The organism is Candidatus Poriferisodalis sp. (genome assembly GCF_965219595.1).
GTDB lineage: Bacteria > Actinomycetota > Acidimicrobiia > Acidimicrobiales > Poriferisodalaceae > Poriferisodalis.
This window is the reverse complement of the sequence record NZ_OZ244781.1, coordinates 3,624,168-3,638,533: the sequence shown is the minus strand read 5'-3', so window position 1 is coordinate 3,638,533 and position 14,366 is coordinate 3,624,168. Positions and strand designations below refer to the sequence as shown.

The following is a 14,366-nucleotide window of genomic DNA, read 5'->3' as shown; positions in this document are numbered from 1 at the left end:
TGGGAAATCGGATCGGTCGGTTTCGGGTGGATCGGTCGTGTTCGGGCCACGAAAAAACCCCCTGGCCCGGAGGCGCAGGAGGTTGGGCGAGGACCTGTGCGGTCCTCGCCTAGGTAAGAAGGAGCAGTCCGGTAGCGGAAAGCAGTTGGGTGTGAGTCGAGGTGCGAATCACGGAGAGCAGTCTACACGGGCGCTAGGGGCGGCGGTCGGCGTGCAGCCTCAGCATCGATTCGTGCAGATCGGTGCCGCAGTGCTTGGCCCACTCGCCATCGCTGCCGAGCTCCCAGCGAGCAATGCCGTCGTCGAGGTACATGTCGGTGAGATCAACAAGCTCGCTGACGAGTGCAGGCTCCTCCACGGGCGCCAGAGCCTCGACGCGGTAGCGCAGGTTGCGCGGCATGGCGTCGGCCGAGCCCAGCAGGATCGTGTAGCCCCGGTCGGTATTCCCGAACCGGTACACCCGGCTGTGCTCCAGGAAGCGACCCACGATGCTGCGCACCGAGATGTTCTCGCTCATGCCCTCGACGCCGGGGACCAGGCAGCAGATGCCGCGCACGACGAGGTCGATGCGGCAGCCCTGCCGTGATGCCTCATAGAGGGCGTCGATCACCTCGCTGTCGACGATGGCGTTCATCTTCATGAAGATGTGGCCATCGGGCTCGGCGGCCTCGGCTGCAATGTGCTTGACCAGCGATTGACCGAGGCTGTGGGGTGCCACGGCCAGCTTGCGGTAGTCGGTCTTGCGGCTGTAGCCGGTGAGCGAGTTGAACAGCGCGGCCACGTCGGCTGCAAAGTCCCTGTCGGCAGTGAGCAGGCCGAAGTCCTCGTAGATGCGGGCCGTGTCGGCGTTGAAGTTGCCGGTGCCGACGAAGCAGTAGTGGGCGATGCCCCGGGGCTCACGCCGCACCACCATGGCCAGCTTGCAGTGGGTCTTCAGACCAACGACGCCGTAGGCCACATGCACGCCCGCGCGCTCCAGGATGCGTGCCCACTCGATGTTGGCGTGCTCGTCGAAGCGGGCCTTCAGCTCCACGACCACCACGACCTGCTTGCCGCGCTCCGCAGCCCGGATGAGCGAATCGACGAGTCGGGTCCGCTCCGAAGTCCGGTACATGGTCAGCTTGATGGCGAGCACGTCCGGATCGTCGGCGGCTTGGCGGATGAACGCGTCGAGGCTGGTGGTGAACGACTCGTACGGCAGATGCACCAGGACGTCTTGGCGTTTGAGCACGTCGAAGAAGTCGGCGCCGGTCTCGGACTCCTCTGCGGTGCCTCGCCGGCTCGCCGTGCCGCTGGCGAGCAGCGCACTGGCTTCAGTGGAGGCGCGTAGCGGCAGCGGTGTTCGCGGATTGTGGGGCGGCGTCTTGAGATCGTCGCGATCAATGCCGTACAGCTCGAACAGGTCCGACAGGCCGAGCAGTCCTTTCGAGGTGTAGACGTCATCGTGCGTCAGCTTCAGCTCGCGAGTCAGCATGTCCAGCGCGTCACTGCCCAGGTCGGGCGCGGCCTCGAGTCGCACTGCACCGCCGAAGCGCCGCTGGCGCAACTCGAGCTCCATGTGCTTGAGCAGGTCATCGGTTTCGGTGTCGTCGATGTCGAGATCAGCGTCGCGGGTAACCCGGAACGTGCTGTGGCTCAGCAGCTTCACGCCCGGGAACAGGTCGTCAAGATGCCAGGCGATGACCGATTCCAGCGTGATGAAGCGGTGCTCGTCGGGCAGAGCCAGAAATCGCGGCAGGATCGGCGGCACCTTCACACGGGCGAACGACGGACCGCTGCGGGAGTGCTCGACGAACACGGCCAGATTCAGCGATAGGTCAGAGATGTACGGAAAGGGGTGAGCTGGATCAACGGCAAGCGGGGTCAGCACCGGGAACACCTGCTCGCTGAAGAGCTCGGCTACCCAGGCGCGGCTGGTGGCGTCGAGATCGTCGGGTTCGACGAAGGAGATCCCCTCCGCAGCGAGCGCCGGTCGCAGCTCGTCCTCGAACAGCAACGAAGCGTCACCGAGCTGTTCGGCCGCGGCCGCCTGGATCCCCTTGAGCTGTGCCCGCGGGGTCAGCCCGTCGGAGCCGGCTTGGCGCACTCCGGCCTCGATGGAGTCGAGCACCGTGGGCACCCGTACCTGGAAGAACTCGTCGAGATTCGATGCGTGGATAGCCACGAACCTGATGCGCTCGAGCAGCGGAAGCTCTCGATCATGCGCGAGTGCCAGGACGCGATGGTTGAAGTCCAGCCAAGACAACTCTCGATTGAGGTAGCGCTTGGGTGATCGGGCCCCGTTGGCGGCGGACATGACGGCTCAAGCCCCTGTGCGGTCAATGCAAGGCACAGCGGGGCGAAGCACCCTGCGCCCGTGAGAGTACGCAATCGGTGTCACTGTCCACAAGGGGGCGGCCAAGTCCCCTAGCTCGCCGCTATCTGCAGGCGCGGCTTGTGGACAACATGTGAGCATCGGGCAAGCGTCTTGTGGACACCTGCCCCCGCCAGCGCTCAGGCCGGTGCGAACTCGAAGGAGTCGCTGACGACCACGTCGGTGCCGATGAACTCGGTCTGGGTCATCTCGTCCATGAGCGATGGGTCGCTGCAGCGGGCCCACTGCCGCCCGTTCGGCGTCCGCACCGCTGCCAAGGCCACTTCGGGCGCCTCCCGGCCGTGCATGACGGTGTAGGCCTCGATGGTGGCGTCGCCGCTGTAGTCGTCATCCAACTCGACCGACGGGAACTGGTCGATTTCGTGCTGGCAGTCTTCGTGGCGGAAGCCGTCGGAGGGCGGCGAGGTCGAGTAGATGCCGAACGCATGCTTGGTGAGGTAGCCGCCGTTCGCCGAGCAGAGCCCGATGCTGCCCGGGTTCTCGCGCAGCGTGTTGGCCATCGTGGCGATGGAGTGGGTGACGTAGTTGTTGAGCGGTCCGCCGGCGAAGGTGAGCCCGCCGGTGAGCGTCAGGTCGCGCTCCAGTCCGAGGCCCAGCTCGGTGGCAGAGATCTGCACCGCAGAGGGAAAGCACGAGTACAGGTCGACGTAGTCGATGTCGTCAACGTCCACGCCTGCCAGCTCCATCGCCCGCCGGCCCGCCACCCGGATGGCGGGGGAGCTGTGCAGATCGCCCCGGTTGGACACGAAGTCGGTGTCGCGCCCGTCCGTGCCGGCATGGGGGAATACCCAGCGGTCGGTGGGCACCCCTGCGGCCGTCGCCGCCTCCGCGGAGCACATGATGAGCGCGGCGGCCAAGTCGAGATCCCAGTTGGAGTTCATCGACTTCGTGTAGGGGAAGCCGACGAGCCGGTTGCCGGGGCTCGGGTTGCGGATCTCCTCTGCCGTCATGGGCGTTCGCACCCATGAGTACGGGTTGGCCACTGCTGCCTGGTTGAACTTCTCCCACATCGCGGCAACGCGGTCGCGATGGCCGTCCATCGACTCGCCGCGCGACGCCCGAAAGGCCGACTCGAAGACCGGGTAGAGGCAGATCGGGTCCCTCAGGCCGCGTTCGGCTTCCACCTTGTTGTTCATCACGACGTCTTTGCCGAGATATTCGTCGGGCCGCACATCGGTCTGGTCGGTGTAGGGAATGCGCTGGTCTGCCCGACGCGCCCGGCGTCGGCTCCAAATGCCTTCCGCTCCGGCGATCAGCACGATGTCGGCGTCGCCGGCGCTGATGCGTTGGCAGGCTTCATTCACCAGCGACTGCGGTGTGTTGCCGCCGTCGGTGGAGAGTCCGGTTTTGCCTGTGGCCCCGAAGCGCTCGTTGAGCAACGCGGCCGGGTCGGAATACGGCCAGGCGCCCTTTACGACCCAGGTGTGCGTGGCCCGGCAGGTCAGTGTCGGCGCGCCAGCATCTTGCGCAGCCGCGGCCAGTGCCTCGGCCATCATGGCGACTGGTTCGAGCGCCTCGACAGGAACCTCAGGGCGCTGCTTGAACTGTCCAGCGCCCACAAGAACGGGGGTGCGGGGATCGATCTGGCTGTTCGTCATGGCGATGCGACCTCGTGGTCGGGAACTGCGGGGTGAACGGGACGCGACGTTAGCGAACGGGGTTGTCGCGAGGCCGGGTCGGTGGACGGGCACAGGGGTCCCGAGCAGCGGCGTAGCGCTCGACAGCCAGCAGTAGCGTCACCGGTAGGAGGCCACCAGTGGCCCAACTGCCCGATCATTACGCGACGCTGGGAGTACGCCCGGACGCCGACACCGCCGCGATACGGCGAGCGTGGATCCGAGCGGCGCGGGCCAATCATCCCGATCAGCGTGGTGATGTCACAGAGGCCCAGAGCGAGCGTTCCGACAGCCGGATGCGGTCAGTGAACGAAGCGTGGCGCGTGCTCGGTTCCGCCGAAACGCGCCGCTCCTACGACGCCGAGCGAGCCGAACTGGAGGCCCGCAGTCGGCCAACAGGCGCCGCCGCTGGTGACCATGCCGCCGGAGCGGCGCCCACTGCCCGGCCGACATCGAGCACGGGAACCGAGCCGCATGAGCCTGATCTGGGTGATCCGTGGGCTCACGAACGCAGCGGCGCCACGGTTGAGCCAGGCGGCCCAGGCGGCTTCGTGGTCCGCCACCGCAGTGCGGCGATGGTGGTGCGGGTGCTGCCGTGGCTGGCGATCGCTGTGGTGGGCCTGGTGATCTTCGTGGCCAGCGCCTACATGACCGCCAGCGACAACGTCGATCAGTCGAGGGTTGCGGCGCTCGAGGTGGGGGAGTGCTTCTGGTTTGATCCCGATGGCACGCTGTTCACGGTCGGGTGCGACTGGCCGCAGACCGACGGCGTGCTTGATGAGATCATCACAACGTCCGCCAGCGACCGCTGCCGTCATCCTGATGCCACCGCCCACCCAGCCCCGATCGCTGGACGCCGCCTCTGCCTGGTGCCCGTAGACCGCTGGGAGCCGCCTGCTGCGGAGTAGTTGCTGTCAGTCGTGCTCCGTGAGCATGAGACGCACGCCTAGGTTGTTCTCGGGCGGCACGATGAACATCGCGTCCTGCTGCTCGCCTCCGCCGCACACGCCCACCCGTTGCGCGCCCGGAACCAAGCCGGGGTCGTCGAGCTGGAAGTGCAGGAGCTGCAGGCGGCCCGGCCGGTTGCCCATCCAGTGGGCCAGGTTGGCGTCGGTTGGCTGGATGAGCTTGAGGTTCCACGGGCCTGAGCGCAGGTCCACCCCGGTTCCGACGTTGGGGTCTTTCCACTCGTCGGTCTGCTCCATGCCCAGCGGTCCTCGGAACAGCGCGGCCGCGGCCTGTACATCGGACGTCAAGTGGACCACGGTCGCCAACGATGTGGACCGCCCGTGGCGAGTGGGCGGCAGGGGCGGGGCGTCGTCCCAGCCTTCGCCGCCCGCCCAAGCGATCTGGATGACCATGCCCCAGCTGTCCTTGGGGTGGAGGAACGCTTCCTTCCACAGCGGGTTCTCTTCGTTGACCCCGATGACGTTGTAGCCGGCGTCGCCGAGCGCACCGACGGTGTCGACGAAGTCGGGCGTCTTGAAGGTGAAGTGGTGCGGCCCAGGGCCGTTGCGGGCCAGGAAGCGGTGCAGGAAATCGCTGCCGGGGTGCTCGAGCGGTTCGAGGATCTCGACCCTTGCGCCGCCGTCGAACGACACCTGGCAGAAGTAGAAATCGTCGCCTGCCTGCGACGCGGGGTCGTTGTCGGGGCCGCCGATCCAGCGACCGCCCAGGTCGCGGCTGTATCGGATCACGTTGTCCCAAGCGCGTTCGCTGACCACGGCAACGTGATCCATGACGAGGGTGTCGGTCGGCATGGCGTCGCAGGCTATGCCCGAAAGGAGGATTCGCTCCCGTTTGGCGAGGCAGAGGGCGCGTGCACAGGCATGCCGCGGGCGATGTCGTCAGCTTCCATGAGGGCAGCAGCCAGGCGTTCGTACATCTCGGCACGACGTGCCGGGTCGCTGTGGCCGAGCGGGGCTACCTCGTCGGGATCGGCCGCTGTGTCGAAGAGCTGCTCAGAGCCATCGCTGTGGCGGGTGAGGCGCAGATCCGCGGTGACGAGCGTGCGGGTCTTCACTGGGGTCAGGATGTCCAAGGCGAGCGCTCCCGGGAAATCGTCTTCGATGAGCACATCGTCACGCACAGACGCCGCGGGGTCGTCCAGGATGGGCACGAGGCTGCGGCCTCCGATGCCGTCGTAGCCGGGCAGATCGGCAAGGTCCAGCAGCGTCGGCCCCAAGTCGATGCTGCCGGCCGGCGATTGGGTGCGGCCCGGCGAGCGCCGCGGGTCGACGATGACATACGGCACTGCAAGGGTGCCGCGGTAGTGCATGAATCCCTTCAGCATCAGCCCGTGGTCGCCCATCATGTCGCCGTGGTCGCTGGTGAACACGATGATGGTGTTGCCGGCCTGACCGAGCCGGTCGAGCGCAGCCAGGATCTGGCCGATGCCGTCATCGATCATCTCGATCATCCCGTAGGTGGCCGCTAGGGCCTCGCGCAGCATCTGGTGGTCGCCGGCCACGCCGCAGGGCGTGACCCAGCCGCGCTGTTTGCTCGGGTGTAGCCGGCTGATGTGCTGCACATATTGAGGGGCACCCTCCAAGGCGTCGTCGACCGAGACGGGCACTTCCATGTCGTCGGCACGGTGGCGGTCGAACCACTCGCCGGGCGGCGTCATCGGGTGGTGCGGGTCGGGAAAGGAGGCCCACGCCAGCCACGGTCCGCCTTGATTGACTGCGTCTTCGATGAAGGCGATCGTGCGCTCGGCGACGAACGTCGTGGAGTGCAGCTCCGGCCCGTAGGGCGGTTCGTACACCTGCCACCAGCGTTCCGAGCGGCGGCGGGCCGGTGACTCCGCGGTCAACGGCACCATGAGGTCTTCAAGGCGGCCTCCGCGATCGAGTGCCCACTGCAGATGATGACCGCTGACCCGTGCGCCGTGGTCGATGGCCAGCTCGACGTGTTCGAATCCGTAGAAGCTGTCGGGGAATTCGGGCGCTCCGTTCACGTAGCGCTCTGCATCTTCGAGCGTGTCCCAGCCGGTCGGCCAGTACTGGTCGACTGCGCCGGCGGGTGCACCTGTCGGTAACACCGCGTTACGCGACATTCCGTGCTGCAGGTGCGACTTGCCGATGAGCGCCGTGCGATAGCCCGCTGCACGGAACTGCCGGACGTGGGTGTTGGCGCCCGGCTCGAGCGACCGGTCGTTGAAGACCACGCCGTGCGCGCTGGGCATGCGCCCGGTCATGATCGTGGAGCGGTTCGGCATGCAAATCGGATTGGCCACCCAGGCGTTGTCGAACACCATTCCCCGGGCCGCCAGCGCGTCGAGGTTGGGCGTGCGTACCACCTCGTTGCCGCCGAAGCCGGTGTGATCGGCGCGCTGCTGGTCGGTGATGATGAACAGCACATTCGGCTGCGCCGGAGCGCCGTTGGCGGCTGCGGTCATGGCGATCTCCCGTCGATGGTGTGGGCGGCGGAGCAGCCGGGGCGGCGCAGGCGGCTCAGCCGAAGTTCATGGCGGCTGGGTTGCCGCCGTCGACCACCACGGTCTGGCCGGTGATCGATTCGGCCTCGCACAGCATCACCGTGGCGTTGGCGATGTCGATCGGGCTGCCCACTTGGCCGAGCAGCGACGCGCGCCGAGCCCCTTCGGAGATCTCGTCGGGCAGGCGGGCCGCCATGCGGGTGCCTTCCACCAGGCCCGGCGCCACGCAGTTCACTGTGACCGAAGGCGACATTGCCACGGCCAGGCAGTGGGTGAGATGGATAAGGGCCGCCTTGGAGCAGCTGTAGGCGATGCTGCTCGAGCCGGGGAACAGACCGCCCACCGAGGCGATGTTGACGACACGCCCGCCGCCGTCGGCAGCCAGCAGCTCAGCCAGCGCCCGTGTCAGCAGGTACGGACCGCGCAGGTTGGTCTCCTGCACCCGGTCCCACGTCGCCGAGTCGAGCGTCTCGAGATGTCTGAACGGGATGCCGATGTTCCATGCCGCGTTGTTGACGAGCACATCGCAGCGCCCGTGTGCAGCGATCGCCGCCGCGGCCGCGTCGATCGAGGCCTCGTCGCGCTGGTCGAGCTGCAAGATGCTGGCCTGTCGGCCAGTGTCGCGCACCAGCCCCGCGCTGACTTCGGCGCGTTCCTGATCGCCCACGTAGGTCACGATCACATCTGAGCCGGCCGCAGCGAGCGCCTCGCAGATCGCCCGTCCGATGTCTCCGGAGCCCCCGGTGACCACCGACAGCTTGCCTGTCAAGTCCATGATCAGATGCCTCTCAGTTTGCGACCAGTTCGGCCATCGCCGCCAGCAGCGTCGGCGGGCCGGAGAGCTGCAGCACGGTCACCACGGTGTCGTCCCAGCGCCGCAGGTCTGCCGCGATCTTGTCCATCGGGCCGATCAGCGAGACCTCCTCGACCAGCTCGATCGGGATGGTCGCCGCGGCCTCCTGCTTGTGGCCGGTGAGGTACATGTCCTGCACCTCGTCGGCGACGTGCTGGTAGCCCATCCGGCAGAACACGTCGTAGTGGAAATTGGCGTCACGCGCACCCATCCCGCCCATGTAGAGCGCCAGCATGGGGCGGATCCGGTTGGCCGCACGCTCGATGTCGTCGTCGGGTACCACGCTGATCGGGCACACCACCTCGAAATCGGCATCGTCGGGGATTCGCCCGTCATCGCCGATCAATGGCTTGCCCGCCGCGGCGAAGCCGGCGTTCAGCGCATCGGCATAGAACTGGTTGTCCTTGGGGGCGAAGAACAGCGGCAGCCAGCCCTCGCACAGCTCGGCCGCCAGCGCCACATTGCGCGGCCCCTCCGCGCCGAGGTAGATCGGCACGTCGGCTCGCAACGGGTGCACGGTGGACTTCAGCGGCTTGCCGAGGCCCATGCCCCCCGGGTAGGGCATCTGGTAGTGGTCGCCGCTGAAGCTCACCGGCTTGTCGCGTTCGAGGATCGCCCGGACGATCTCGATGTACTCCCGGGTACGAGCCAGCGGGCGGGGATACGGCTGGCCGTACCAGCCCTCCACCACCTGCGGGCCGCTCACGCCGAGGCCCAGGATGAACCTGCCGCCGCTGAGGTGATCCATCGTGATCGCCGCCATGCCCACAGCGGCCGGAGTGCGTGCAGAGATCTGGATGATGCCGGTGCCCAACCCGATGTGCTCGGTGTGGCTGCCCCACCATGCCAGCGGCGTCAGGGCATCGGAGCCGTAGGCCTCCGCGGTCCAGAAGGAATGAAATCCGAGCTGCTCGGCGAGTTGCAGCGTCTCCAATGCATCAGGCGGCGGGCCAGCCGCCCAGTAGCCGACGCCGGTTGCAAGCTTCATGTCACATCGCCTTGTCGTTGCGGGGAATCCAAGAGTGCCCAGTATGGGCGCTGGCGGCCAGCGGCACAGAAGTGGGCGGGTACAGTCCGCGCGCACCCAGCCACGCGGCAGCTTGCAGGAAGGAGCACGCAATGAGCACCGAACGCGATGACGGCCCGACCAAGGTGAATCTCGACGAATCCGAGATGCCGACCCAGTGGTACAACGTGATCCCTGACCTGCCGGCGCCGCCCCCGCCGCCGCTGCACCCGGGCACGCACGAGCCGATCGGCCCCGACGACCTCGCGCCGCTGTTTCCGATGGGACTGATCATGCAGGAGGTCACCGGCGAGTCCCACGTGGACATCCCCGGCGGCGTCCTCGACGTGTACCGGCTGTGGAGGCCGAGCCCGCTGTACCGGGCACGCCGGCTCGAAGCTGCGCTCGACACGCCCGCCAAGATCTTCTTCAAGTACGAGGGCGTCAGCCCGGCAGGTTCGCACAAGCCCAACACCGCCGTGCCGCAGGCCTTCTACAACCACGCTGAGGGTGTCACCAAGCTGACCACCGAGACGGGGGCGGGGCAGTGGGGTTCCGCGCTGGCATTCGCCACGGCTCAGTACGGCATCGAGTGCGAGGTGTGGCAGGTGGCGGCGTCGTACCGCCAGAAGCCGTACCGCAAGACGATGATGGAGATCTGGGGTGCCCGGGTGCATTCGAGCCCGTCGGAGGCGACCGAGTACGGCCGGTCGCTGCTGGCCGCCGATCCCGACCATCCCGGCTCACTCGGCGTTGCCATCTCCGAGGCGGTGGCGACCGCCGCTGGCGATCCCAACGCCCGCTACTCGCTGGGCAGTGTGCTGACCCACGTGCTCATGCACCAGACGATCATCGGCGAGGAAGCGCTGTTGCAGCTTGCGAAGATCGGCGAGACGCCGGATGTGATCGTGGGCTGCACCGGCGGCGGATCGAACTTCGCCGGGCTGTCGTTCCCGTTCCTGCGCGAGAAGCTGGCGGGCCGGATGGATCCCACGATCCGTTGCATCGAGCCGGCGGCATGCCCCACGTTCACTCGGGGCGAGTACCGCTACGACTTCGGCGACCACGGCATGATGACGCCGCTGCTGAAGATGCACACGCTCGGCCACGACTTCATCCCGCAGCCGATCCACGCTGGCGGGCTGCGCTACCACGGCATGTCGCCGCTGCTGTCGCACATCTACGAGCTCGGCCTGGTCGAGGCACTGGCGATACCGCAGGAGGAGTGCTTCGCAGCGGCGATCCAGTTCGCCCGCAGCGAGGGCATCGTGCCTGCGCCCGAGCCGACTCATGCGCTGGCCGCTGCCCTGCGCGAGGCCGAGGCGGCGAAGCAGGCGGGGGAGGAGCGCACCATCCTGACCGCCATGTGCGGCCACGGCCACCTCGACCTCCCGGCCTACGAGGCGTACCTGTCGGGCGCGCTGGTCGATGTCGACCTGAGCGACGACGCCATCGCCGACGCCATGGCCGGCGTCCCCGCAGTCGGCTGATCCGAAGGCTTCGACCACCAACGACGGCGCACGGCGTCCGGCCTGCCGCACGGCTGCGGGTGGCAGGCTGAAGCCGTGACTGCCGGGCAGCGTTCGATCCCGTGCGTGCTGATGCGTGGCGGCACGTCTCGGGGGCCGTTCTTTGCAGCCGAGGATCTGCCCGACGATCCGGTGATGCGTGACGCGGTGCTGGCTGCCGTCATGGGCAGCCCGACCGGTCGCCAGATCGACGGGTTGGGCGGCGGCACGACGGTCACCAGCAAGGTGGCGGTGGTCGGCCGGTCGGCACATCCAGACGCCGACGTGGACTACCTGTTCGCGCAGGTCGACCCGGTCTGGGGCACGGTGGACACCAAACCCACCTGCGGGAACATGCTGGTCGGCGTCGGCCCGTTCGCGATCGAGACGGGGCTAGTGCAGGCTGTCGATCCGACGACATCGCTGATCGTGCGCAACGTCAATACCGGCAGCTTCATCGATGTCGTCTGCTGCACGCCCGGCGGCGAGCTGACCCATGACGGCGACTGCGCCATCGACGGGGTAGACGGCACGGCCGCACCCGTTGACTTGCGGTTCCGGGGCATCGAGGGATCAGTGACCGGCTCGATGCTGCCCACCGGCTGCGCCATCGAGACGATCACGGCCGGCGGCGTGGCGGTCGAGGCCACGCTGATCGACGTGGCCATGCCCATGGTGATGGTGCGTGCCGCCGACTTGGACCGGACCGGCCACGAGTCGCCGCCTGAGCTGGACGGCGACGCCGAGTTCATGGCGACGATGGAGGCCATACGCCGGGAGGCTGGCGCGCGCATGGGCCTCGGCGATGTGTCCCGCAGCGTCGTGCCCAAGTTCGGTCTGCTGTCGGCCGCTCGCGAGGGCGGCACGATCACGTCGCGTTACTTCACGCCCACCCAGTGCCACCCGGCTCACGCAGTCTCAGGCGGCATCTGCGTAGCGGCGGCCATCGCGTTGCCGGGCACGGTGGCCGCATCGCTGGTGGACGGCGCCGAGCTGATCGGCATCCAGATCGAGCATCCGAGTGGTTCGCTGGAGGTCGCGCTTCGCACAGATCGGCGTGACGGTCACGTGCGGGTCGTCTCCGGCGGCGTCACACGCACTGCCCGCAAGATCATGTCCGGCACTGTCTACGTGCCTGCCGAGGTGTGGTCGGGCTGAGCTGATTCTGCGCTCTGGCCGCTGCCGGCCAGATTCAGTCCCAGTCGAGCCAGAGTTCCTCGGGGCCTCGGAAGGTGATGTTCGGGAAGGTCCGGTAATCCTGCGGCGGCAGCCGCAGCGACGGCACCCGTTGGGTCAGGATCTCCAGCGCAATGCGGGCCTCCATGCGGGCGAGATTCGCTCCGAGGCAGAAGTGAATGCCCTTGCCGAAGCTGATGTGGCCGTGGGGATCGGGCCGGGCGATGTCGTAGGAGTCGACGTCGAACCGGTCGGTCTCGGCGAACGCGCACGGTTCGCGGTTCGCTGCGGCGAAGTTCAGGAATACCCGTGTTCCTTCCGGCAGCTGCACCCCGCCGAGCTCGGTGTCGCGGGTGGTCACCCGGCGCCAGGCCACCTGGCTGGAGTCGAACCGCAGCGTCTCCTCGACCGCCGTGGGGATCAGCGACGGGTCAGCAGCCAGGGCCTCCCACTGGTCCCGGCGCGGCAGCAGGCAGCGCAGCGTGTTGCACAGCAGGTTCGTGACCGGATCGTGCCCGGCGAAGGAGATCCCGTAGATGACCGACTCGACCTCCCGGTAGCTGAGCCCGGTGCCGCCCTCGGGGTCGGGGTCGGCATCGTGTGCGTCGAGCAACTCGGAGCAGAAGTCGTCGGTGCGATTTCGATGGCGCTCGGCCACGAACTCACGGCAGTAGCGCCAGTAAGCCAGCATTCCCTCGGCCATGTGTGCCTGTTCGGCTGCCGTCGGCTTGCCCCAGGCGAACGCCTTGCGGTTCACGCACCACGACTTCAGCATGAGGTCGTCTTCGGGCGGGAAGCCGATGAAGCGGAACACGATCTCTGCTGGCAGCGGGAACGCGACCGCCTTGACATAGTCGGCGGGCTTGGGGCCGGCGAGCATCTCTTCGATCAGCTCGGTGGCCCGTGAGCGCATGTAGTCCTCGAGCGTCCGCAGCCGCCGCACCGAGAACCCGCCGCGTGTGTGCACGCGGATGCGACCGTGGTCGGGCTCGGCCCGGTTCGACATGACTGCCTGGGGGTCGTAGTCGGACGCGGAGAGCACCTCAGCCGCCTCGGGCGCGAGGGGGAAGATGGGGTCCTGCACGTTGGATGAGGCATATGTATCCGGGTCCATAAAGACTCGCTCGATGTCGTCCATGCGGGTCACCACGACGTGGCCCATCTCGGCGGCGTAGAAGACCGGGTGGTCTTCGCGCAGCTGGGCGGCGATCGGGTAGGGATCGGCCAGGTATTCCTCGTTGAGCGGCGACCAGCTGTCGTGCACCGGGCAGCCCGGCGGCGGGGGCGAGAGCTGATCCGGTGCGGTGTGGTAGTCGTCGGCGCTCACTGGACCTCCCAGTCTCGGCCCTGCCGCAGCAACCGGCGTGCGCTCGGCGGCGCCGGCAGGCCCTATCATCGTCGCCCCGCGGGCGATTGGCTCAGATGGTTAGAGCGCTGCCTTCACACGGCAGAGGTCACTGGTTCGAGTCCAGTATCGCCCACCCCTTCGACGCAGGATGCCGTGCCGTGGTGCCGCCGTGCTCGGCGAGGTGGGCCAGCAGCAACCCGGTGAACGCCCCAGGCACCTCGTCGGTGACGAAGTGATTGATGCCCCCCAGCTCGGCGAAGCGGTACGGGCCGGTCACGAAATCAGCAGTGTTCTCGGCTGCCATGCGGCCCACCGTGGCGTCCTGATTCCCCCACACGTACATCGTCGGCACGCTCACCGGGGGCGTCTCGGCCGGCTGATACTGCGAGCTCCCGATGGCTCGGTACCAGTTCACGGCTGCGTCGAGGGCGTCGCGTTCGCCCAGCGTGGCCAAGTAGGCGTCGATGTCGGCGTCAGGCACCCTGCCGTGAGCCATGGCCCGTCGCAAGGGCGCTGCATTGTCGGCGAGCAGGTTGTCGGTTGCCTCGGGCTTCTGGAAGGCGGGATGGTGCCGCGAGCGGTGCGGCTGATCGGGGTCGTCGCGCATCGCCGCAACGAAGGCCGCAGCGTGCGGCCGTGAGATGACGCTCAGCGAGTGGACCCGCTCGGCGTGGTGCGCGGCGATGAACCACGCCAGTGCGCCGCCCCAGTCATGCCCGACGATGTGGAATCGCTCCGCGCCGAAGCTGTCGGCAATCGCGAGCGCATCGGCCACCAGCAGCTCGCTGCGGTAGCTGTCGACGCCCTCTGGCCGTGCGCCCGTCGAGTAGCCGCGCTGGTCTGGAGCACACGCCCGGAACCCGGCCGCCGCCAGTGCCGGCAACTCGACACGCCAGGTGTGCCGGGTCTGCGGGAACCCATGCAACAGCAGCACCAGCTCGCCGTCAGCCGGCCCCGCCACGTCGGCAGTGAAGCGAAGCCCATTCGCTTCGATCGTGATGGTGTCAGCCGTTGTTGACCTCGCCATGGTGTCGTTCCAGTCCTGCCGC

General features: G+C 67.8%; 11 protein-coding genes and 1 tRNA gene. 4 read left to right on the top strand and 8 right to left on the bottom strand.

Annotated elements, in window-relative coordinates; genetic code table 11:
* Window positions 1-193: 193 nt before the first annotated feature.
* A complete protein-coding gene (ppk1, locus tag ACOQPE_RS16220) occupies window positions 194-2,296 on the bottom strand; it encodes a polyphosphate kinase 1 (protein WP_420609898.1) in 2,103 nt (700 codons plus the stop codon).
* A 197-nt stretch (window positions 2,297-2,493) separates the two neighbouring features.
* Window positions 2,494-3,972 carry a hypothetical protein gene (locus ACOQPE_RS16215; RefSeq protein WP_420609897.1) on the bottom strand — a complete coding sequence of 493 codons (1,479 nt, stop codon included), beginning with the start codon at window positions 3,970-3,972 and terminating at the stop codon, window positions 2,494-2,496.
* 158 nt (window positions 3,973-4,130) lie between these two features.
* Between ACOQPE_RS16215 and ACOQPE_RS16210 the strand changes: the two genes are divergently transcribed.
* Window positions 4,131-4,898 carry a J domain-containing protein gene (locus ACOQPE_RS16210; protein WP_420609896.1) on the top strand — a complete coding sequence of 256 codons (768 nt, stop codon included), beginning with the start codon at window positions 4,131-4,133 and terminating at the stop codon, window positions 4,896-4,898.
* A 6-nt stretch (window positions 4,899-4,904) separates the two neighbouring features.
* Here ACOQPE_RS16210 and ACOQPE_RS16205 read toward each other — a convergent pair whose 3' ends face one another.
* The 4 genes from ACOQPE_RS16205 to ACOQPE_RS16190 are packed head-to-tail and all read right to left on the bottom strand — an operon-like array spanning window position 4,905 to window position 9,267.
* Window positions 4,905-5,750, bottom strand: coding sequence for a VOC family protein (locus tag ACOQPE_RS16205; protein WP_420609895.1), 846 nt, complete (start codon window positions 5,748-5,750; stop codon window positions 4,905-4,907).
* Window positions 5,751-5,761: 11 nt separating this feature from the next.
* Window positions 5,762-7,387: a sulfatase gene (locus tag ACOQPE_RS16200; protein ID WP_420609894.1), complete on the bottom strand. Its 1,626-nt coding sequence runs from the start codon at window positions 7,385-7,387 to the stop codon at window positions 5,762-5,764.
* A gap of 55 nt (window positions 7,388-7,442) precedes the next feature.
* On the bottom strand, window positions 7,443-8,201 hold the full coding sequence (locus tag ACOQPE_RS16195) for an SDR family NAD(P)-dependent oxidoreductase (protein WP_420609893.1): 759 nt from the start codon (window positions 8,199-8,201) through the stop codon (window positions 7,443-7,445).
* A 13-nt stretch (window positions 8,202-8,214) separates the two neighbouring features.
* The gene (locus ACOQPE_RS16190; RefSeq protein ID WP_420609892.1) at window positions 8,215-9,267 is read right to left on the bottom strand and encodes an LLM class F420-dependent oxidoreductase; all 1,053 of its coding nucleotides are present in this window, start codon (window positions 9,265-9,267) and stop codon (window positions 8,215-8,217) included.
* A gap of 131 nt (window positions 9,268-9,398) precedes the next feature.
* Here ACOQPE_RS16190 and ACOQPE_RS16185 point away from each other — a divergent pair, with 131 nt between their 5' ends.
* On the top strand, window positions 9,399-10,775 hold the full coding sequence (locus ACOQPE_RS16185; RefSeq protein ID WP_420609891.1) for a TrpB-like pyridoxal phosphate-dependent enzyme: 1,377 nt from the start codon (window positions 9,399-9,401) through the stop codon (window positions 10,773-10,775).
* Between the two features lie 75 nt (window positions 10,776-10,850).
* On the top strand, window positions 10,851-11,951 hold the full coding sequence (locus ACOQPE_RS16180) for a 4-oxalomesaconate tautomerase (protein ID WP_420609890.1): 1,101 nt from the start codon (window positions 10,851-10,853) through the stop codon (window positions 11,949-11,951).
* A gap of 34 nt (window positions 11,952-11,985) precedes the next feature.
* Here ACOQPE_RS16180 and ACOQPE_RS16175 read toward each other — a convergent pair whose 3' ends face one another.
* Entirely contained in the window at window positions 11,986-13,296 is a 1,311-nt protein-coding gene (locus tag ACOQPE_RS16175; protein ID WP_420609889.1) for a cytochrome P450, read from the bottom strand.
* Window positions 13,297-13,376: 80 nt separating this feature from the next.
* On the opposite strand from ACOQPE_RS16175, the gene ACOQPE_RS16170 reads away from it, so the two are divergent.
* Window positions 13,377-13,450: transfer RNA gene (locus ACOQPE_RS16170), tRNA-Val, on the top strand.
* Here ACOQPE_RS16170 and ACOQPE_RS16165 read toward each other — a convergent pair.
* Window positions 13,424-14,344, bottom strand: coding sequence for an alpha/beta fold hydrolase (locus tag ACOQPE_RS16165; protein WP_420609888.1), 921 nt, complete (start codon window positions 14,342-14,344; stop codon window positions 13,424-13,426). The genes ACOQPE_RS16170 and ACOQPE_RS16165 overlap by 27 nt on opposite strands.
* Window positions 14,345-14,366: the final 22 nt, after the last annotated feature.